This is a genomic window from Clostridium celatum, from assembly GCF_021412605.1.
Taxonomy (GTDB): Bacteria; Bacillota; Clostridia; order Clostridiales; family Clostridiaceae; genus Clostridium; species Clostridium celatum.
Genome location: NZ_JAJKGM010000007.1, coordinates 95473 through 117111, shown reverse-complemented (window position 1 = coordinate 117111; position 21639 = coordinate 95473). Strand labels below are relative to the sequence as shown.

18 protein-coding genes are annotated in these 21639 nt (G+C 26.1%); 7 read left to right on the top strand and 11 right to left on the bottom strand.

What is annotated here, in order from left to right; all coding sequences use genetic code 11:
- Nucleotides 1–141: 141 nt before the first annotated feature.
- Both LPC13_RS05165 and LPC13_RS05160 read right to left on the bottom strand, forming a co-directional pair.
- Nucleotides 142–954, bottom strand: coding sequence for a DUF368 domain-containing protein (locus LPC13_RS05165; RefSeq protein WP_005212630.1), 813 nt, complete (start codon nt 952–954; stop codon nt 142–144).
- Between the two features lie 189 nt (nt 955–1143).
- A complete protein-coding gene (locus LPC13_RS05160) occupies nt 1144–1950 on the bottom strand; it encodes a cation diffusion facilitator family transporter (protein WP_040419148.1) in 807 nt (268 codons plus the stop codon).
- Between the two features lie 514 nt (nt 1951–2464).
- On the opposite strand from LPC13_RS05160, the gene LPC13_RS05155 reads away from it, so the two are divergent.
- The 3 genes from LPC13_RS05155 (at nt 2465) to LPC13_RS05145 (ending at nt 4599) form a co-directional block, all read left to right on the top strand.
- The gene (locus LPC13_RS05155) at nt 2465–3007 is read left to right on the top strand and encodes a chromate transporter (RefSeq protein WP_005212627.1); all 543 of its coding nucleotides are present in this window, start codon (nt 2465–2467) and stop codon (nt 3005–3007) included.
- Entirely contained in the window at nt 3004–3567 is a 564-nt protein-coding gene (locus LPC13_RS05150) for a chromate transporter (protein WP_195244770.1), read from the top strand. Before LPC13_RS05155 ends, LPC13_RS05150 begins: the two co-directional genes overlap by 4 nt.
- Nucleotides 3568–3675: 108 nt before the next feature.
- Nucleotides 3676–4599 (top strand): patatin-like phospholipase family protein, encoded by a 924-nt coding sequence (locus LPC13_RS05145; protein WP_005212623.1) that lies wholly within the window; start codon nt 3676–3678, stop codon nt 4597–4599.
- Nucleotides 4600–4679: 80 nt separating this feature from the next.
- Here LPC13_RS05145 and LPC13_RS05140 read toward each other — a convergent pair whose 3' ends face one another.
- Nucleotides 4680–5297 (bottom strand): DUF488 domain-containing protein, encoded by a 618-nt coding sequence (locus tag LPC13_RS05140; RefSeq protein WP_005212616.1) that lies wholly within the window; start codon nt 5295–5297, stop codon nt 4680–4682.
- Between the two features lie 114 nt (nt 5298–5411).
- On the opposite strand from LPC13_RS05140, the gene LPC13_RS05135 reads away from it, so the two are divergent.
- Together LPC13_RS05135 and LPC13_RS05130 are read left to right on the top strand one after the other, a co-directional pair.
- Complete coding sequence (locus LPC13_RS05135) at nt 5412–5897, top strand: hypothetical protein (protein ID WP_005212614.1); 486 nt, start codon at nt 5412–5414, stop codon at nt 5895–5897.
- Entirely contained in the window at nt 5894–6424 is a 531-nt protein-coding gene (locus tag LPC13_RS05130) for a permease (RefSeq protein WP_195244767.1), read from the top strand. The genes LPC13_RS05135 and LPC13_RS05130 overlap by 4 nt, the downstream gene beginning before the upstream one ends.
- 101 nt (nt 6425–6525) lie before the next feature.
- Here LPC13_RS05130 and LPC13_RS05125 read toward each other — a convergent pair whose 3' ends face one another.
- From LPC13_RS05125 to LPC13_RS05110, 4 genes are all read right to left on the bottom strand, one after another.
- Entirely contained in the window at nt 6526–7731 is a 1206-nt protein-coding gene (locus LPC13_RS05125; RefSeq protein ID WP_234088652.1) for a PAS domain-containing sensor histidine kinase, read from the bottom strand.
- Nucleotides 7732–7902: 171 nt separating this feature from the next.
- Entirely contained in the window at nt 7903–8415 is a 513-nt protein-coding gene (locus LPC13_RS05120; RefSeq protein WP_005212607.1) for a hypothetical protein, read from the bottom strand.
- Between the two features lie 120 nt (nt 8416–8535).
- On the bottom strand, nt 8536–9138 hold the full coding sequence (locus tag LPC13_RS05115; RefSeq protein WP_234088651.1) for an ANTAR domain-containing response regulator: 603 nt from the start codon (nt 9136–9138) through the stop codon (nt 8536–8538).
- On the bottom strand, nt 9129–10445 hold the full coding sequence (locus LPC13_RS05110) for a glutamine synthetase family protein (RefSeq protein ID WP_234088650.1): 1317 nt from the start codon (nt 10443–10445) through the stop codon (nt 9129–9131). The genes LPC13_RS05115 and LPC13_RS05110 overlap by 10 nt, the downstream gene beginning before the upstream one ends.
- A 486-nt stretch (nt 10446–10931) precedes the next feature.
- Between LPC13_RS05110 and LPC13_RS05105 the strand changes: the two genes are divergently transcribed.
- Together LPC13_RS05105 and LPC13_RS05100 are read left to right on the top strand one after the other, a co-directional pair.
- Nucleotides 10932–13025 (top strand): glutamine synthetase III family protein, encoded by a 2094-nt coding sequence (locus LPC13_RS05105; RefSeq protein ID WP_234088649.1) that lies wholly within the window; start codon nt 10932–10934, stop codon nt 13023–13025.
- Nucleotides 13026–13336: 311 nt separating this feature from the next.
- Entirely contained in the window at nt 13337–15007 is a 1671-nt protein-coding gene (locus LPC13_RS05100) for an ammonium transporter (protein WP_234088648.1), read from the top strand.
- Between the two features lie 127 nt (nt 15008–15134).
- On the opposite strand, the gene LPC13_RS05095 is transcribed toward LPC13_RS05100, so the two are convergent.
- The 4 genes from LPC13_RS05095 to LPC13_RS05080 all read right to left on the bottom strand — a co-directional run bounded on the left by LPC13_RS05095 (nt 15135) and on the right by LPC13_RS05080 (nt 21570).
- A complete protein-coding gene (locus LPC13_RS05095) occupies nt 15135–17525 on the bottom strand; it encodes a PAS domain S-box protein (protein ID WP_234088647.1) in 2391 nt (796 codons plus the stop codon).
- Nucleotides 17526–17771: 246 nt separating this feature from the next.
- The gene (locus LPC13_RS05090) at nt 17772–18227 is read right to left on the bottom strand and encodes a hypothetical protein (RefSeq protein ID WP_234088646.1); all 456 of its coding nucleotides are present in this window, start codon (nt 18225–18227) and stop codon (nt 17772–17774) included.
- A 59-nt stretch (nt 18228–18286) separates the two neighbouring features.
- Nucleotides 18287–19411 carry a hypothetical protein gene (locus LPC13_RS05085; protein ID WP_195245487.1) on the bottom strand — a complete coding sequence of 375 codons (1125 nt, stop codon included), beginning with the start codon at nt 19409–19411 and terminating at the stop codon, nt 18287–18289.
- Entirely contained in the window at nt 19408–21570 is a 2163-nt protein-coding gene (locus LPC13_RS05080; RefSeq protein ID WP_040419144.1) for a hypothetical protein, read from the bottom strand. The genes LPC13_RS05085 and LPC13_RS05080 overlap by 4 nt, the downstream gene beginning before the upstream one ends.
- Between the last annotated feature and the right edge of the window lie 69 nt (nt 21571–21639).

Below are 21639 nucleotides of genomic sequence, written 5' to 3'. Positions count from 1 at the left end.
CACTTGAATATAGGAGTCATACCTTAGCATCATAATTTTTTATTATTTACCCTGTCTACTTGACGGGGGGCAGTTCAGACTAACTTTTTTTATTATTTTTTATTATTTAAATTAAAATTTAATATATTATACCCTTTATTATCAATTAATAATATCGCTTACCTTGCTAATATAGTAAATTATTAAAAATCCAACAATTAATGATATAATTAAATATAAAATATTAATTCCATTTGGCATGCCTGGGTATATAGGTATTATTGATCCAATAACAAACCCTAAAATCATCATATATGTTTTATTAGGATACCTATTGAGAGATATTTCTATTATCTTACTAGTTGCTATTGTTCCAATAAAAATTCCTAGTATCATCGGAACTAAAAACTTAATATTAAACGTATTTATAGCATTTAATGTAACATTATATAACCCTAATATAAGTAACATAAATGAGGTACTTAGGCCTGGTAATATAAATGCAACTGATATTACTATACCTGCTATAAATAGAAATATTAATCCCTTACTATCTCCTGCTGTAGCCATAACTGAAATGGCTTCTGGATCTTTTGATAATAATATTGCAATTATTAACCCTAGAATCAAAAATATAATATCAGAACTTTTCTTATTTCCTATAGTAGCCTTTTTATATAATGTTGGTATTCCACCACATACTATTCCAATAAAAAAGAAACCCATGATACTAGGAAATTTTCCTAAAATTTTTTCTATCATTCTACTAAAAAGTAATACTCCAACTATTCCACCTAAAGCTAACTGAATTAAAAGCTTACTATGTTTTTTCCAATCCTCAAAAAAGCTACCAACTGCATGTATCAAATCATCATATATTCCAAAAATTATAGCCATAGTTCCACCACTTACTCCTGGAACCAACATGGATACACCTATAACAATACCCTTTATAAAATTCATCAAAAATTTCATTTAAAATATCTCCTTATTTATGTATGTAATGCAATATAATTTTTCTATCTATCAGTTATTCATAAAATTTCCACTCCTTATATAACTTTTAATCTATTATGTTAAATTCTATTTATTACTATAATAGATTATATACATAATTATACAAAAATAAATTATAAATAAAAAGACCAGCTATTGCTGGTCTTTTTATATTGCCCATTTTTTATTTCCAGTAAATGAAACATTAAGCCATTTATTATAATCAATATGCTTAATGGCATTATTTATTTCTTCTCTTACTCTATCCATTTGATCTAGAGTTTTAAGTTTACTATCTTTATTATAAACAAAATCTATTTCAATTCTAAGCTCACTACCAATTTTAGATACTCTTGTTATAGAATCTTCAAATTTATATTCTTCTTCAATTTCTTTAACTAATACATAAATATCTTCATTTATTTCATCATCAGCCTTTACACACATTACTTCTTTAAAACTGTTTATAAATGTCTTTATAGGCATTTTTATAAATATTAAAGAAACCACTACTGTCATACCTGGATCAATATACGGATTTAAAATATTTAACTTTGTTTTTGCTAAAACTTCTGCAACTAAAAATGCAACTAATACAGCAGTACTTAATGCTGTATCCATAAACCATTGCATACACTCTGCCTTAATAAGCTCTGATGATAATTCCTTCTCTTTAATTTTCATATAAAATGAAATTACTCCACATCCAACTACTGATACAATTGAATATATAATTGCTAAACCAAGTGATACGCTATTTCCACCACTTACTATTGTTTTTATTGCATCTATTAATGAATATAAACACATAATAGCGATTATTAATGATTTTATTGAAATAACTATTGGTTCTAAAATATGTTTACCAAAAGGAAATTTATCAAAATCTCTTTTTGCCATGTAATTATTAATATATAAGGATAACATTGATAATATTAAACTGATAAATGAATATAATCCATCGAATATAATCATATCAGATTTTATCGCTCATCCCCATGCAATACCAAATAGCGCAAAGAATAACGCACCTATTACTGATAGTTTTAATATTTTATTCTCTAGTTTCATTATTCTCACCTCTATTCTCTTTTATATTTCTCAACTAGATACTTATATTTTATACTAATTGCTTTTTATTAGTAATGACTAAAGTGCTCATAAATTACAACTAATATATGCAATTGTGGTACTGATTTTATATTCAAATAGCATAAATGTACTAATTTTTTATTAAAATGTACCTACGTACATAGTTTTTTAACACTTTATTTTATTTTTTAGTTATTAAAAATATTTTATTATTATGTAATCTGGTATTTTCGTTATTATATAAAAATTTATTTTTTGAAAGTATTATCTTATATTAAGTTGTTTACTTCCATAAATTAAGTATATAATATCAAATGGAACTTATATCTAATTTATATTATTTTATCTATTTTAGTTCTATATAAATAAAATATTTTTAAAAGGAGATTATTTATCAATGAAAGAATTATTTGATTTATTTTGGACCTTTTGTAGGATTGGTGCTCTTACATTTGGTGGTGGATATGCTATGCTTCCTCTAATTCAAAAAGAAATTGTTGAAAATAAAAAATGGTCAACAGAGAAAGAAATCCTAGATTACTATGCTGTTGGTCAATGTACACCTGGAGTAATTGCTGTTAACACAGCAACATTTATAGGTTTTAAACTTAGAGGTGTTATTGGTGGAATAGTTGCTACTCTTGGAGTAATTTTCCCATCTATAGTTATAATACTTATAATTGCATCATTTCTTCAAAACTTTGCAAATCTAGCTATAGTTCAAAGTGCTTTTGCAGGAATTAGGGTTGCTGTTGTTGCATTGATTATAACTACAGTAGTTAAACTGTTAAAATCATCTGTTAAAGATTATTTAGGTGTAATAATCGCATTAGCTACATTTATTATTTCAGCATTCTTTGGATTATCACCAGTTTATATAGTAATAGCTGCTGGTTTAATTGGATTTATTTCTAAATCTTTGAGAGGTGAAAAACAATGATTTATTTAACTTTATTTTTAGAATTTTTTAAAGTTGGCTTATTTTCCGTTGGTGGGGGCCTTGCAACAATTCCTTTTCTATATGAACTAGCTGCTAAATACAACTGGTTTGATAATCAAATGTTAATGGATATGATTGCAGTATCTCAATCAACTCCCGGTGCTATTGGAGTTAACATGGCTACTTTTGCTGGATTCCGTGCCTCTGGAATACTTGGAGGTATAATTGCAACACTTGGATTAGTTACTCCCTCTGTAATAGTAATAATTATAATTGCACACTTTTTAAATAAGTTTAAAGAAAGTAGAGCTGTCGAATCAGTATTCTACGGATTAAGACCTGCTGTTGCAGCTTTAATAGCTGCTGCCGGATATCAAGTATTTAAAGTATCTATATTAGCTTTAGATAAATTTAATATAACTCATAAAATCTTAGATATAATTAATATAAAATCTACCATCTTATTAGTTGTTTTAATATTTGCTATTTCAAAATTAAAGAAACATCCAATAGTTTACATAGCTAGCGCAGCAGTTATAGGAATACTTTTTAAATTCTAGCTCACTAAAATAACAAATTATATTATTAACTTTTCACTATCACTTTTGTTCAAAACTTACCAGTTAAGCATATACTGTATTGATTCAATTTAATATGGTGGTGAATATATGAAGGCTGATATTGTTTGTGAAGGTGGTGGAGTAAAAGGAATTGCTTTATTAGGCGCAATTTACTATTTACAAGAACAAGGATATACATTTGAGCATTATGCCGGTACTTCTGCAGGTGCAATAGTTACATCTTTACTTGCAGTTGGATATAGTGGTAAAGAATTAAAAGATATCTTATTAAATTTAGATTTTAAATATTTCTACGATAAAAATAAATTAACCTTATTGCCATTAATAGGTTCTGCAATAAGTTTATTTAAAAATAAAGGATTATTTTCCGGCAATAACATAGAAGAATATCTTAATGATATGTATAAAGCTAAAGGTAAAAGTAAATTTAAAGATATTGCTATAAATGGTGAAAGTCCTCTTAAAGTAATTGCATCCGATGTTACAAATAAAGAACTTCTTATTCTTCCTGATGACTTAAAAAAATACAATATAGATCCATTAGAATTTGAAATCGCTAAGGCTGTAAGAATGAGTATTAGCATTCCATTTTACTTTAATCCTGTAGTTCTTAATAACGGAAAAAGTTCAAGCTTTATTGTTGATGGTGGCTTATTAAGTAATTTTCCTGTATGGATTTTTGATGTAGAAAATAATCCGCGGTGGCCAACTTTTGGCTTAAAATTAGTTAGTAATAAAGATTTAAAAAAAGTTCATCCTAATAAAAGTAATTTAATTACCTTTGCTTGTGATGTAGTGGATACTATTCTGACCAAAGATGATGAGGCATTTTTGAACAATAAGGATTCTGTACGTACTATAAAAATAAAAACTTACGATGTTGGAACTGTTGATTTTGGTATATCAAAAGACGAATACTTAAATTTATTTAATTCTGGCTATAACTGCGCTAAAAGCTTTCTTGCAAAGTGGAATTTTGATTCTTATATATCAAGATATAGATGTAAATAATATTAATAGTTAAAATTTGAATATGAAAATGATGATATAAATTTATGTAATATTAGTTTTATATCATCATTTTTTTACTTTTACTTCAAAATATTTTCTATTCTATAACCTATCTCTTTATTGGCTAGCCTATACCCTTCTTCTACCATTTCATCTTCACTAATTTCATTCCCAAGTAATGAATCTATAGTCAATTGCCCTCTGTTGCTAAAATATTTATCTAAAAGCCCCTCTTCAATTTTCTCTTGCGAAACAATAGAGTAATCATCTAATATATGCTTAACATTAAATCCAGCTTTTCTTAATGCTCTTCCTACCAAAATACTCCTATGACATCTTAAAGGATCTTGCATTGCACCAAGTAATACTATCTTATACCCCTTTTCACATCCAACCTTCAATCTTTCAATTCCTTTAATAAAATCATCTTCATATATTACTTTTTCAAAATCAGAATATCCCTCTTCATTATATGATTGTTTATTTATTCTTTTTGCTGCAAATTCCTTTGCCATATAAATATATATAAATCCTGCTTTAGTTAAAGTATATTTAATAGTTTCCTTATCAAATTGAACATTATATTTTGAATATGGAGTACCTCTAATATCAACTACGCAATCAATTCCAAAATATTTTAACATTTCTATCAATCTTTCTATAGAATAATTAGAATGTCCTATTGTATATATATCCATAACTATACCTCCATTTATATCTGTTTAAATTATATATTCACATATACCAATTTAATAACATATATATATTTTAATTAAATTATATATTTTTACTACTATATTGAGGAGTATTATATGACATCTAAAATCTTATATTCTATTGCTATAATTTTTCTTATTATTTCTTTTTTTAAAGATAAAAAGAAAACAAAAACAGCTATAATTACCGGTTTAAAATCATTTGAAAATATAATGCCTCAATTTCTATCAATAATAATAATAGTTGGAATGCTGCTATCTTTTTTAGATGCTGAAACTATTTCTCATTTAATTGGTGAAAGTTCTGGTGTGTTAGGAGTTATATTCTCTGCAGTAATAGGCTCAATTACTATGATGCCAACTTTTGTAGCATTTTCATTAGGCAATACATTACTAATAAATGGAGCTGGATACTCTCAAGTTGCAGCTTTAGTTTCTACATTAGCAATGGTCGGTATTGTTACTTTTCCACTTGAGTCTAAATACATTGGTGCTAAAGCTGCTTTTCTTAGAAATTTTATAGCTTTTTTATTTTCTATTATAGTTGGATTAATATTAGGAAAGGTTATGATGCTAATATGAAAACTTTAGTTAATGTTATAAAAAGATATAAAGTATTTATTTTGTTAGTTTTTGTACTTATTCTATTGTTTATCTTTAAAAGTGAGTTTGCTTTTAATACTATTTCTAATGCCAAATCAAGTTTTATACAAATGCTAAGTGTTCTTCCACCAATTATGCTTTTACTTGGTTTAATGGATGCTTGGGTACCACGAGAAACACTAATTAAATTTATGGGCGATCAATCTGGCTTTATTGGAATCCTATTAGCTATGCTCATTGGCTCCATTGCTGCTGGTCCCATGTATGCATCATTTCCATTTACTGCAATATTAATAAAAAAAGGTGCTAAATTTAGTAATGTTTTAATTTTTATGAACGCTTGGTGTCTTACTAAAGTCTCTACTTTATTATTTGAATTTTCATCTTTAGGATATAAATTTACTTTAGTAAGGTTGTTTATAGATATTCCCGGTGTTATTTTAATGAGTTATTTTATTACTTTATTAATGGGAAAAGAAAGTATAAATAAAATTTATACTAAATAAAATATAATTAAAAAAATAAAAATATAAGTCTCTAAATAATATTTTTAAAATAATATTATTTAGAGACTTATATTTATCATTAATATACTTTATTTTATTTTTTAATTATATATATCTGAAAATTCTATATTACATTTCTCAACCTTTGAAGTAGTTAAATTATTCATTGTGCTTATATTATTTTTAACTTCAATTTGTTTTATTGGAAGCATAATTATAAAATCACTACCTTTTTCAAATTCACTTTTAGCAGATATTTTTCCACCTTGTAATTCTACTAATGATTTTACAAGCGATAATCCTATTCCACTTCCATTCCACTTTCTCGTTATTCCATTATCAATTTGAGTATATCTATCAAATATATGTGGTAACTTATCATTTGGAATACCTATTCCAGTGTCCATCACTGATATATATACATTATTATCATTAGTTTTTACACTTACTTTTATTGTTCCACCTTTATCTGTATATTTAATTGCATTAGATAATAAATTTAATATTATTCTTTCAATTTTATCAGGATCACACGCTATTATTTCTTCTTCTATTTCTGTATCAAATATAAGATTAATTCCTTTTACTTTTACATATTCTAATATAGACATTGTTATATCTTCAACTACACTAACAATATTATAATTTCCTAGATGAGTTTCAAAATATCCATAATCAATTCTACTCATATCTATTATATTATTTACAAGCCTTAATAATCTATAACAATTTTGTTTAATAGAATTCATATATTTCTCTAGATTGATTTCAGATGATGATATTATGTTTTTAGATTCTATATTACTATTTATAAGTTGCATTGTTGTTAAAATAATATTTAAAGGTGTTTTAAATTCATGCGAAACGTTTGAGAAAAATTGATTTTTCATAGTTTCTACTTCAATTGCTTTTTCATAAGACACTTTTTCTTCTTTAATTAGCAAACTCTCTGTAACATCTCTTCCACTAACAATAAAAATTTTATTACTTTCTATATATTTTATATTACACTCTATCCATTTATATTTTTCATCTTTACATTTAAACTTTATTTTTGTATTTCTTATTTCTTTTTTTATATATATATCAGCGATAAACTTTTTAATCGTATCTATTTCATCTACATGTATAAATTTATCCCAATTTGAATCTAAAAGTTCTTCTTCATTCCACCCCAAAATATCCGTCCAGCTTTTACTTACACGTTTAAACTTATTATTTATATCGATTATAGCCATAAGTTCTACAGAAATATCGAAAAAATATTGTAAATAATTTTGATTTTCTGTATTTGTGCTTTCCAACATTTTCTCCCCACCCCCTATTTTCTTCTAACAAATTACAACTTTTAACTTTTTATCCCAAACATTATTATACTTTTTTTCACCAATTGTTTCAACCTTTTTTTACCATTTATTCAATAAAATTATTATTTTCCCAACAATAGTATATTTTAATTTTAATTTATTATCTTAATTTTAATTTTGTTCAATTATTAATTTATTATTTTTTGCAATAATATCATATAACTCTAATACTTTTTCAGAATCATAAAATATAGGGAATTTTTTATTGTAATTTCCCCATATAGTCATAGGCTTTTTAGTAAAATAAATAGTACAAAATAGAACTTCATTTATATTTAATCTTGTTATAAATGGTATACTATCTTTTGATAACCTATAATATACCCCTTTATCATTGCATTGATTTTTAAAATTTTCTAAAAACTCCTTATCTTCTTGACATAATAATTTTTCAAATTTTTCTTTAGCTTCATCATCTATATAATTATAATAAAAATCTACATACGCATTATCTTCACCATTTAAATCAAAAGCCTGCTCCATAAAACTTATCATATTTTTCTCTTCGCACTCTTCATTAACTTTTAAAATTTTATTATTAAATCTAAAAAAACCTTCATTTATATTTTTAAATCTTATATTAACCTTATCTTCAAATTCTTTTTCACTTATTTCTTTAAGCATCTTATTACCACCTAACTAAATTAAACTTATTATTTATTATATATTATAATTTATAAGATTATATATAAAAGAAGTTGTATCAACATTCAATTGTGTTATAGATACAACTTCTTTTTATTTTCAGTTTTCGTATGTTTTTAATATTCCATCAGCTATAGACCTTTTTGTAGTTCTCATATCCATAGCTTGTTTTTCTATATATCTATGCGCTTCTGCCTCCGTCATATTTAAATATTGAATTAATATGCATTTAGCTCTATCTATCATTCTAATATCTTCTATCTTTTGTAATAGTTTATTATTTTCATTCTTTAATATTGAAATTTTATTAAAGGTAGATGTTGCTATTTTTAACGCACTCCAAAATATTGCTCTATTCATTGGTTTAGCTATAGTAATTACACCTAATTTTTCAACCTTTTCAGAAACTTCATTATAAATATCTGTTTTAACAACTAAAATTGCTTGTCCTATTCCATTTGATACTATATTGCTGGCAAATTCATCCCCAAATTCATCTACTAACGGCGCATTAATAATGCACAAATCAAAATCTCTTTCTACTAAAAGTCTTCTTGCTTCTCCACCATTTGTTACAGTGACGATTTCCTCATAAGAATTTTGAGAGAGCATTTCAGTAAAAAAGGTTATACCTTTTTTACTACTTGATACAATTAATACACTATCTATAAAAATCGCCCCCTTATACCAGCTTAAATACACTCAAAATACATTTTTTTTATTTCTTCTTTATTTTCCGAACTAATATATTGGTTGTATTCTTCTTCCTTTAAACAAATATATTTACTTAAAACCTCTTCACCTATTGTATTTTTTATGAATTCACTATTTTTTGCAATATCAATGGCTTCCTTAATATTCTCTGGTAATTTTTCTATATTATTTGTTATTTTTTCATTAGCTGTATACAAATTCTCATTTACTTCATCTGATAATATTAAATTATTTTCAATTCCATAAAGCCCCGCACTAATAATTAACGAAAATGCTAAATATGGATTAATTGCTGAATCAGGTGATCTTAACTCCATCCTCATCTTTTCACCTGTTGCTGCTGGTATTCTAATAAGTTGTGAGCGATTTTGATGTGACCATGAAATATATTTAGGTGCTTCAAATTTTCCAAAACGCTCATAAGAGTTTATTATAGGATTTAAAAATAATGTAATTTCTTTTATTTTATCTAAAATTCCAGCAATAAAACTTTCTACTTCCTTTGAGTATTCATTATTATTATTTCTAAATATATTTAAACCATTCTTTGAAATAGAAATATTTATATGAAGTCCATTTCCACTCTTATTTTCTAATGGCTTAGGAATAAATGATGCAAAAAGCCCATTTCTCGCTGAAATCGCCTTTACAACAGATTTAAATGTTAAAAAATTATCTGCAGCAGTTAATGAATCACTGTATTTAAAATCAATCTCATTTTGTCCTGGTCCTTGTTCATGATGTGAACTTTCTGGTTTTATTCCCATTTCTTCTAAACAAAGGCATATTTCACGTCTTATATTTTCTCCCTTATCAATTGGTGCAATATCTAAATATCCCCCATTATCATGTGGTACTGTTGTTGGATCACCATTTTCATCTGTTTTAAACAAATAAAATTCACATTCTGTTCCAATATAAGGCGTATATCCTTTTGAAATGCACTTCTTAATAGTATTTTTTAATATGTTTCTACTATCATATTCAACATTTTTCTTTTCTGGTGTCTTTATATCACAAAAGAACCTAACAACCCTTCCTTGTTGAGGCCTCCATGGAAGCACATTTAATGTACTTGGATCTGGAAATAATAACAAATCTGATTTTGACACATCAGCAAATCCTTTTATTGCAGATGCATCAAAAGAAATACCTTCATTAAATGCCCTTTCTAATTCATCTGGCATTATAGAAATATTTTTTTGAGTCCCAAAAAGATCACAGAAAGCAAGTCTAATAAATTTTACATCATTTTCTTCGACAAACTCTAAAACTTCCTTAATTGAATACGCCATACCTTATACCCCCTAATTGTAACTAAGAATATACAATATCTTTTCACTTGAGTATCTATCCATATAGTCTACTTATAATTCACTATTAATAGATATTCTATTTTATTTATAAAAATAACTATTCCCAATATAAAAGACGCTCATCAAATAATTTTCAAAGTCTACAATCACACATAAGAAAATTTCTTATGTAACATCCTTTTCTAAAGTAAAAGTTGCAAGTTTGACTAAATTAATATTATTTTAATCTCACTTGTGATTAATAGTATTAAAATTTATTTGATGAACGCCTTTGTTCATTTCTAATATTATACATTATAACTTTTTTTTAATCAATAAGTTAATTTTTAAAATAATTTTAGTTTTTTTACAAAAAAGTATTTACATTTTTATTTTTCAGGCATATAATACTTACATAAACAGCAAAGGCGCTGTGGACTATTAAATGTCCACAGTGCCTTTTTTTATTAAAAGGGGGCAATTATTATGAAAGATATACCAAATTTATTTGGAAGTTTAGTTTTTAATGATAGCGTAATGAAAGCAAGATTACCTAAAGAGACTTATAAAGCTTTAAAAAACACTATAGCAGCAGGAAAACACCTTGATTTAGAAGTTGCTAATGTTGTTGCCAATGCTATGAAAGATTGGGCAATAGAAAAAGGAGCAACACATTATACTCATTGGTTCCAACCTATGACTGGTGTTACTGCTGAAAAGCATGATAGCTTTATATCACCTGATAAAGATGGAAATATCATAATGGAATTTTCCGGAAAAGAACTTGTTCAAGGTGAACCTGATGCTTCAAGCTTTCCATCCGGTGGACTTAGAGCAACTTTTGAAGCTAGAGGTTATACCGCTTGGGATCCGACTTCATATGCATTTATAAAAGATGGTACTTTATGTATTCCTACTGCCTTTTGTTCATATAGTGGTGAAGCATTAGATAAAAAAACTCCTGTTTTACGTTCAATGCAAGCTTTAAATAAACAAGCTTTACGTATATTAAAATTATTTGGTAAGACTAACGTAAAAAAAGTCATTACTACTGTTGGACCTGAACAAGAGTATTTCCTTGTCGATAAAGAAATGTATGAAAAAAGACCTGATTTAGTTTATTGTGGTAGAACTTTATTTGGTGCAAGACCTCCTAAAGGACAAGAAATGGAAGATCATTATTTCGGCACTATAAAGCCTAGAGTTTCTGCATATATGAAAGACCTTGAAGAAGAACTTTGGAAGCTTGGTGTACTAGCTAAAACAAAACACAATGAGGTTGCTCCTGCACAACATGAGCTTGCTCCTATATTTACTACTACTAATATAGCAACAGATCATAATCAACTTACAATGGAACTTATGAAATCTATAGCAAACAAACATGGACTTGCTTGTTTACTTCATGAAAAACCTTTTGCCGGTGTAAATGGTAGTGGTAAGCATAATAACTGGTCAATTTCTACAGATACTGGAGTTAATCTTTTAGAGCCTGGTGATACTCCATCTGAAAATGCACAATTTTTATTATTCTTAACAGCAGTTATAAAAGCTGTTGATGATTATCAAGATTTATTAAGAGTATCAGTTGCAAGTGCAGGAAATGACCATAGACTTGGTGCAGATGAAGCTCCACCTGCTATAGTATCAATGTTCCTTGGAGATGAGTTAACTAATATTATTACTTCAATTGAAAACGGAACAGCTTATACAGATAAATGTAAGAGCCAAATGGAAATTGGTGTTCGTGTATTACCAAAATTCTTTAAAGATACTACTGATAGGAATAGAACTTCTCCATTTGCATTTACAGGTAATAAATTTGAATTTAGAATGTTAGGTTCTGCTTTCTCAATAGCAGGTCCAAATATAATCTTAAATACTATTGTTGCTGAAGAACTTAGCCAATTTGCAGATGTTCTTGAAAAGAGTAATAATTTTGATGAAGATTTAAATACACTTATAAAGAATACAATTAGAGATCATAAAAGAATTATATTTAATGGAAATAACTATAGTGATGATTGGATTGAAGAAGCAGAAAAGAGAGGACTTTTAAACTTAAAAACTACTCCTGATGCTCTTCCATACTTCATTCATAGTAAAAATGTTGAATTATTTACTAAACATCATGTATTTTCTGAAACTGAATTGTATTCAAGATATGAAATATTGATGGAAAATTATTGTAAAACTATCCACATTGAAGCTCTTACAATGATTGATATGGTTAAAAAGAATATAATTCCTTCAATATTAAAATATCAAGGTGACATTGCACAAATAGCAAATAGCAAAAAGCAATTAAACCCAGCTATTCAATGTGAGCTCGAAGAAAAATTACTTTCTAATATTTCAAGATTAGGTAATTATCTTTACGCTAAACTAGATACTTTAGAAAGTTCAGTTTTGAACGCTAAAAATCATACTGATTTACTTGAAATGGCAAAGTACTATAGAGAATCAATATTTATTAATATGCAACACTTACGTGGTGTAGTAGACGAACTTGAAACATTAGTAGGAAAAGATTATTGGGGACTTCCTACTTATGGTGACCTATTATTTGGTGTTAATTAAATATTATTAATACACAATGGCGTGTAATTTTACATTTGGTCAATTATCCATAGTAAAATACACGTCATTTTTTAATAACATTTAATATGTAAATTAAAATTCTAAACACAAGTTATAAGCAATATTAAAAATAAATTTTGATATTTAAAATTTAATAAACTTTATACTAAAATACTTATTTTTAACTCTACTCCTTATTTCTTTATTAATTTAAAATTACCAATTAATTTTTAAAACCTTACTGCTAATTATCAATGATTTATATTTTATATTTACTTGTAACTTGTTACTTATAAAAAGGGGGAATATTTATGTATTCATCATTAGATACAATTTGGACTTTACTAGGAGCTGCATTAGTATTTTTTATGCAAGCAGGCTTCGCTATGGTAGAAACAGGATTTACTAGAGCAAAAAATGCCGGAAATATTATAATGAAAAATTTAATGGATTTTGCCATTGGTACAGTTGTATTTTGGTTCATTGGCTTTGGAATAATGTTTGCAGGTGATGGTTCTTTTATAGGCGGATTAGATTTCTTCATAAGAGGTGACTATAGCAGTTCTATTCCAACTAGCGCTTTTGTAATATTCCAAACTGTTTTTTGCGCTACTTCTGCTACTATAGTTTCAGGAGCAATGGCAGAAAGAACTAAATTCTCTGCTTATTGTGTTTATAGTTTAATTATAAGTGCACTTATTTATCCTATATCAGGTCATTGGATTTGGGGCGGTGGATTCCTATCTCAAATGGGATTCCATGATTTTGCTGGTTCTACAGCTGTCCATATGGTTGGTGGGGTCGCAGCATTAGTTGGTGCCAAAATACTAGGCCCTCGTATTGGAAAATATTCTAAGGATGGAAAAGCTCGCGCAATCCCTGGTCATAGCCTAACATTAGGTGCTTTAGGCGTATTTATACTTTGGTTTGCATGGTTTGGATTTAATGGTTGTTCTACAGTTTCTATGACAGGTGATTCTTCTATATTAACTGCAAGTAGTGTCTTTGTAACTACAAATATTGCTGCCGCAACTGCAACTGTAGCAGTTATGCTAATAACTTGGGTCAGATATAAAAAGCCTGATGTTTCAATGACTTTGAATGGCTCTTTAGCTGGTCTTGTTGCAATAACAGCCGGATGTGATGTAGTATCACCTGTAGGTGCTTTCTTTATAGGACTTTTTGCCGGATTTGCTGTAGTATTCGCTGTTGAATTCATAGAGAAAAAGCTTAAAATAGATGATCCAGTTGGAGCGATCGCTGTACATGGTGTATGCGGGGCCCTTGGTACAATATTAACAGGTTTATTTGCACTTGATGATGGATTATTTTATGGTGGTGGATTTAAATTCTTAGGCACTCAAATCTTAGGTGTTTTATGTGTTATAGCTTGGGTTGTAGTTACTATGACTATTATCTTCTTAATAATAAAGAAAACTATCGGTCTTCGTGTATCTGCTGAAGAAGAGCTTGAAGGTCTTGATAAAAAAGAACATGGTCTTGAAAGTTGTTATGCAGACTTTATGCCTGTTTCTCTTGGCTCTTTAGCTGCAATTTCACCTACTAAAGTAATTGATACTCAAGAAGATACAGTTCCTGTAGTTTATAATACTTCTAAAACTGATGCCAAATTTACTAAAGTTGTGGTTATAACTAAACAAGATAGATTTGAGAGTCTAAAAATAGCTTTGGATAATCTTGGTATTACAGGTATGACTGTAACGAATGTTTTAGGATATGGTATGCAAAAGGGATCTACTGATTACTATAGAGGTACACCTCTTGAAGTTACATTATTACCTCAATTAAAAGTAGAAATGGTGGTATGTAAAATTCCTGTTGATGTAGTTGTTAAGGTTATAAAAAATGTTCTTTATACTGGTAAAATTGGTGATGGTAAAATATTTGTTTATGATGTTGAAAATGTAATAAAAATAAGGACTAACGAAGAAGGCTACGATGCGCTTCAAGACGACAACTAAAGTTATTTACAAACAATGGTGATATTCGAAATTTGATAATATCATCCTGAAATATATTATTATAGTTAATGCTTTTGCTACATTTAATAACTATACTTATAGCAAAAGCATTAACTTTTTTATACTTTTAGTAAATATCGTAAATGTCGGAAAACTCTATATTACATTTTTCTACTTTATTTATAGCATTAGTTGTAATTATTTTTTCTTCAGCGCTATTATCTATAGTTTTCACTGGTAACTTAAGTATAAATTCCGTTCCTATTCCTTGCTCACTATAGACATTTATTTCTCCCCCATGCATTTCTATCAATGACTTAACTAATGATAAACCAATTCCACTACCTTCACACTTTCTAGTTAAACTACTATCTACTTGTACAAATCTATTAAATATAGCACCTACTTTTTCTTTTGGTATTCCTATTCCACTATCCTTAATTGACACCACGATAAATTCTTCATCACTAGTCAAATCCACATCAATTTTTCCATTTTTATTAGTATATTTTGTTGCATTTGATAAAAGATTTAACATTATTCTTTCTATTTTATCTGGATCACACGCAATTATTTTCTCTTCTATATCTGTATCAAATGTTAATTTAATTCCCTTATTTTCAATATATGAAGCCACAGATAAAGTAATATCTTCAATTATGTTTACTATATTGTGATTTTCTAAGTTTATTTTATAATACCCTGAATCTATCTTAGTCATATCAATAAGATTATTAGCAAGTCTTAATAGTCTATACGAATTTTGCTTTATAGACTTAATGTATTTATCTAAATCTACATCATCTGCTACGGTAATTTTTTCGTTACTTATATATGTATTAATTAATTGTATAGTAGCTAAGATTATGTTTAATGGTGTTTTAAATTCATGGGATATATTTGCAAAAAATTCATTTTTTATACTTTCCAATTGTAAGGCCTTTTCAAAAAATTCATTTCTATTTTCCGCTATTTTTTGTTGTGTTATATCTTTTCCTGTAACCATATATTGATTCTTATCAGGATTATATTTTCCATTCCAACTAATCCATTTTATTTTACCATCTTTACATTTAAATCTATGTTCAAAATTTTTATCTTTATATCCAACCTTATATTTTAAGGAATTAGCCTTAATAATTACATCTTCTAAATCATCCTCATGAATAACGCTAGCATAATTCATTTTCAACAATTCTTCTTCTTCCCAGCCTAATATTTTATTCCATCTTCCATTAACTTTAATGAATCTAGAATCTTTATCTATAATAGCCATTAAATCCGCTGCTATTTCTAGAAAATTTTGCAGTTCTCTTTCTAATTTTTTTCTATTTTCAAATTCATGCTTTAACTGCAACGATAGCTTTTCCTTCTTAATTAATGTTGCAATTTGATTACATAAAAAATTTATATAATCATTATTAATTTGTTTATTTAAATTTAACTCTCTATATCCAAGACAAAGCAATCCTAATATCTCATTATCAAACTCTACCTTATATACTCCATAATATTTTAAATATTTCTCTGTTCTAACTCTTTTATCAATAAAACTTTGTATATTATTTATTTCTTGTATTTTACCAAACTCACCAGTATGCATATCACTATAAAATTTTTCCCTATTTACATGTACTTCATCTATATTGGCTAAAGTCTCATCAGATAGCCCTACCTTTAAAAATGGAATTAATTTTTCATTATCATCATCATATAACCAAATACTTATACTATCTGCATTCAAAAATGATATAAGTTCACTATCTATATTTAACAATCTTTTAGATTCTAAAATATCATTATTATATATATCATTTTTAACAGTAGATAATTTATTATGCCTATATACGATTTGTGATTCCAAATTTTTAGTTAGAGTAATATCCTTAGAAAAACCACTAATATATTCTACCTCCCCTACTTTGTTTAAAATAGGAATAAAATGAGTTCTATTCCACCTTTTTACTCCATTATCAACTATACATTCCTCTTTTAAATTTTGTTTCTTAGTTGTTATAACTAACTTATCATTATCCATTATATTTTTTAAGTTATCACCTTTGAAGAAATCTGATGTTAATTTACCAATCATATCTTCCTTTTTAACACCTAAGCTTTGGGCAAATATTTTATTTACATATCTATATCTTCCATTTAAATCTTTTATCCAAATCTTAAAACTAATTCTATCTAAAGCTTTCTTTAATATGTCTTCACTATCAAATCTCTCCTTAAATACTAAAAAGACTAGATTTTCAGAATTTATATTTTGCCAATATCCCCGCACTAATACTTTTATTTTTTGTTTTTGTTTTGAAATTACTTCATATAATGTTTCTTCCTCAATAAAACCTTTAATTGATACATCATTAGCAAAAAGATTATAAATATTTATTTCTTCTATTTCCTCTATGGTATAATTTAATTTATTAAGTAAAGCTTCATTGCAATATTTTATTAACCCTTTATTGTTAACAACTAAAATATAGTCATCTAATTTATCTAAAAATTCCTTCATTTCATCCCCCATAAAATTTCAAATAAGCTACTTATATTAATATCAATATTTAATTATATACTATTTTACTATAATTTATTAATATAAACATAATTTTATATTTAAATAAAAAAATAGCAACTCAAAATTTAAATTTTTTTACTGTATTGCTATTCTTAAATCAATATATATTAAAAACAACAATATTAACTTTAAATCTTAATTTGCTACTTTAAAAACTATAATTTAATTTTTATATTTTAACAGCTATTTTTCTTTACTAAGCTCAATTTGATAATCTCTAACACTCTCTATTGCCCTAATAAAACTTTCTCCTTCATTAAGATTTATATATAACAGACATGAAACTGTATTGCCTTTCTCACTAATTCTAGTTGTAATTCTAAAATGATCCTCTAACTCTTTAATATCCATTTTATATATTAAATCTAAATGTACTACTTCACCATCAATTTTTACATTTATATTATCTTTTTCTATTAAAATATTAACATTTCTTCTTGTTCTTCCTTCTGATATATTTCCAAATTTAGTGAAAGTATAAGACGCACCATCATAGTCGAATCTATTACTCTCTTTTAACTTTTCTAATATATATTGTCCATTTTCTTTAGCTTTTAAAAATTCATCTTCTTCATAAAAATAATACTTTCCTAAATAATCTAGTGTGTATGTTTTAAATATATTACTATTACTCTCCATACTAATTACCATCCTATAATATTTATAATTAGTATTTGCTAAAATCATAAACATTAAACCTATAAAGAAGGTACTTCTACAGACATATCCTTTGTATTATTTTCTTTCTTATTTTCTCCAATATAAAAATCCCCACTATTTAAAATTTCACAATAATAATATTTTTTATTATTTTTAGTATAATAGTGATCTCCCTCTTCACTATCTGCTCCACTAACTGCTAATACACTCTTATTTTTCCCATTATTAAGAGGTTCTTTTAACTCTTCTACTTCAAACTTCATGTAAGTTAATATACTGTAAATACATTTTATAATTTCTTCTTCATTGCTTCGCTTTAAAGTTAATATTTCTATAATTCCCTCGAAGCTCTTGTCATCTTCTAAAATTTTAATACTATTGAATAATGAAAATACTACTGCAATTCTTTGCTTATTAGTTAACTCTTTAACTTTACAAGCATTATCTATCTGATTAGCTAACTCATAAATACACCTATTATAGTCATAATTATTTAACTTGACTTCTTCTCTCTTTTTATATCCTATAATAATCTTTGCTTCAAAGCTAATAGGTTCTTCCACTCCTAATGGGTCAATATTATATTTCCATTTAATGTTCCTATACTTGTATATATTTTCTTCTTTTATATGATTTTTAACTTTTTTATATCTCTTATCTATTGCTTTAGTCTTTATATGTTTTACTTCTTTTTTCTTGAAGTTTTTAAACCCAAATAAAACCAAAAAAATAGCTAATACGTAAATTCTTATATCATATATTTTAAATATGCTTAAAACTATTATCATTATTGTAATTATTAATTTTGCACCTAAATTTAACGAATTTAATCCTTTGTTATATTTCTCCATATAAAAATCTATTTTCTCATATATATCTTTATCTTTTTTTATATATAACACTCTTTGTAAAATATAGATAAAAAACCTTAAAATAGCGAAAATATAAATTACAATTAAAACATATATAATTGATGTTAATATTACATTTATATTTTTACTTATTAAAAATGCTATTATTTGAATTATTTTTATATCAGGTATCTTTATTTGAGGCATTGATATTATATAATTTGCAATACTTTCACTCCATATATAAACAATATTATTTAATGGAATTATATATAATAATATTATTAAAATTAAAGCTGTAAAAGTCATCATTTTATCTTCCCCCCTTCTACATTTAAAAAAGGAGTTATCTTGGATAAATTAATTCCTAAAGTTAAATTCACTAATGATATACAGTTTGTATATATATCCTTATCTTCTACATTTATTAATTTATATCTATTTAACTTATTCATTATAATTTCTCTATTATCTTTTATAAACTCTCCTGAGCCTATAAATAATTTATGACTTTCTAATTGGTAATCATTATTATATTGAAGTAATTCCTTAGACTTTATCAATGCCTTATCTATCCAATCTGATACCTCGTTTTCCAAATTATCTTCCCATTTTATTCTTATATATTCATAAAAATCTATATTAGTATATTCTGCTGTAATATTATTTGAAAACTCTTTTAAATAATCTCTCACTTTTATTTCTTTAAGTTCATCATAATTATTTAATTGGCCTATAAATCTTGAATATATTGCCCAAATATCACATTTTTTAGATTCATAAAATTTTCTTCTATCATTATAATTAAACAAATCTGTAACTAATACTTCGATTTTATCTTCACTTCTATTTTTAAAATCCTCTGTATTTACTCTCATTTTCTTTAAATTTTCAATTGCTTCATCTATTCCCTTAATTTTCATCTCTATATGTTCTTTAATAAAGTCATAATAATCTGAAATTTGTTTACCAATATATTTTTTTAATAATTTGCCTTCATTTAAATAAATGTTTTCAATACATCTATCTATAAATCTAATAAAATTTTTATCTATACTTATATATTCAATTGAGATAAAAAACAATATTAAAAATAACAATATTACAGATATAATAATTTTACTTGAAGCTTGTAAAAATGTTATATGATTCATAACCAATAGTAAAAAGTATATGTTAAAACAAATAATTAATAAAATCTTAAATATGCTTCCATAAAAATTTGGATAATTATTTATTCTTTCTTTTAATTCATCTTTATAGTTTATAGTATCTATTTTATTTTCATACAAATACTCTAAGGTTTCATTATTTATCTTTTCCTTCAATGACTTAAGAAAATTTTTACCTTCTAACAAACTATAATTACTTACTATAGACTTTAAATCTTTATCAATATACTTCAAACTATTATCATATAATATCTTTTTCCTATTAGTTACAATCTTTTTCACTTGCTTAAGATAATCATTTTTTATATTAGATTCTAAACTCTCTAGTGCTCCTTCAAACATTTCAGCATTTCTATTCCAAATCTTATTTTTCTGCAATTTTATATCATATTTTTCCGGAACTATAAGACTTGGCTTGTCCCAAGTTTTTATGGGCATATTTTCCCCAAAATGTTTAAAAACCTTTTTTCCGTTTAATATATCATAGCTCGAATACAATGTGAAATCTAAATTATCTTCGAATTTTATAGCATGATCTACTAAATCATTTATTAAATAGCTTGAAAATTCCTCTTTAATCTTATCCTTGAATATAGTTAAAGAAGAAATTCCTATAGTTCCTACTTTAAACTCACCTTCATTTTTTAACAATCTCTTGTTATATACAGAAAGTAGTGGTTCTTCTGATGGTAATATAGTTAAGTAAGTTACTATTGATATTATATATTCAAGCTCTTCTTTTTTTACTCTTAATCCATCATTAGCTACAGTATGAGTTATATACATCTTAGAATTAATATTTATCATATTGTTCTTATCACTTATTAGTTCTATTGATGATTTTAATTTATTGATTCCACCTATAACTGCATCTTCTGAATACAACCATTCTTTGTCTAACATTGGCAATACAAATAATGTTACTCCATAGTTCTTTTCTCTATCTACAACACAATAATTTAAATTAAACAGTATTTCTATTAACTCATTTACTGGGAATTTCGAGTCATAAACATCCCAATATAAAAATATATTAATATTTATATTTGAAGTATTTTCAGTTCTTATTTTATATCCTAAATCTACTAACTTATTAATACTTCTTGCACATAATAACTTTTCATCTATTATACGTTGAATATCTAATTTACAATTTTCTAATTTATCTATGTTATAGAGTTCTATTACATCTCTTAAATATTTAGGTGTATCTAATAGCATATCATCTAAAAAATTTAGGGCCTTTTTTGCAGAAGGCCCTACAGAAATTACAATACTTGGTTTAAAAATTTCATTCATTTCAATTACCACTTTTTAAATGAATTTTGAAATCTCAATTTTTCATATGCTATAAAATCACCATTTTTA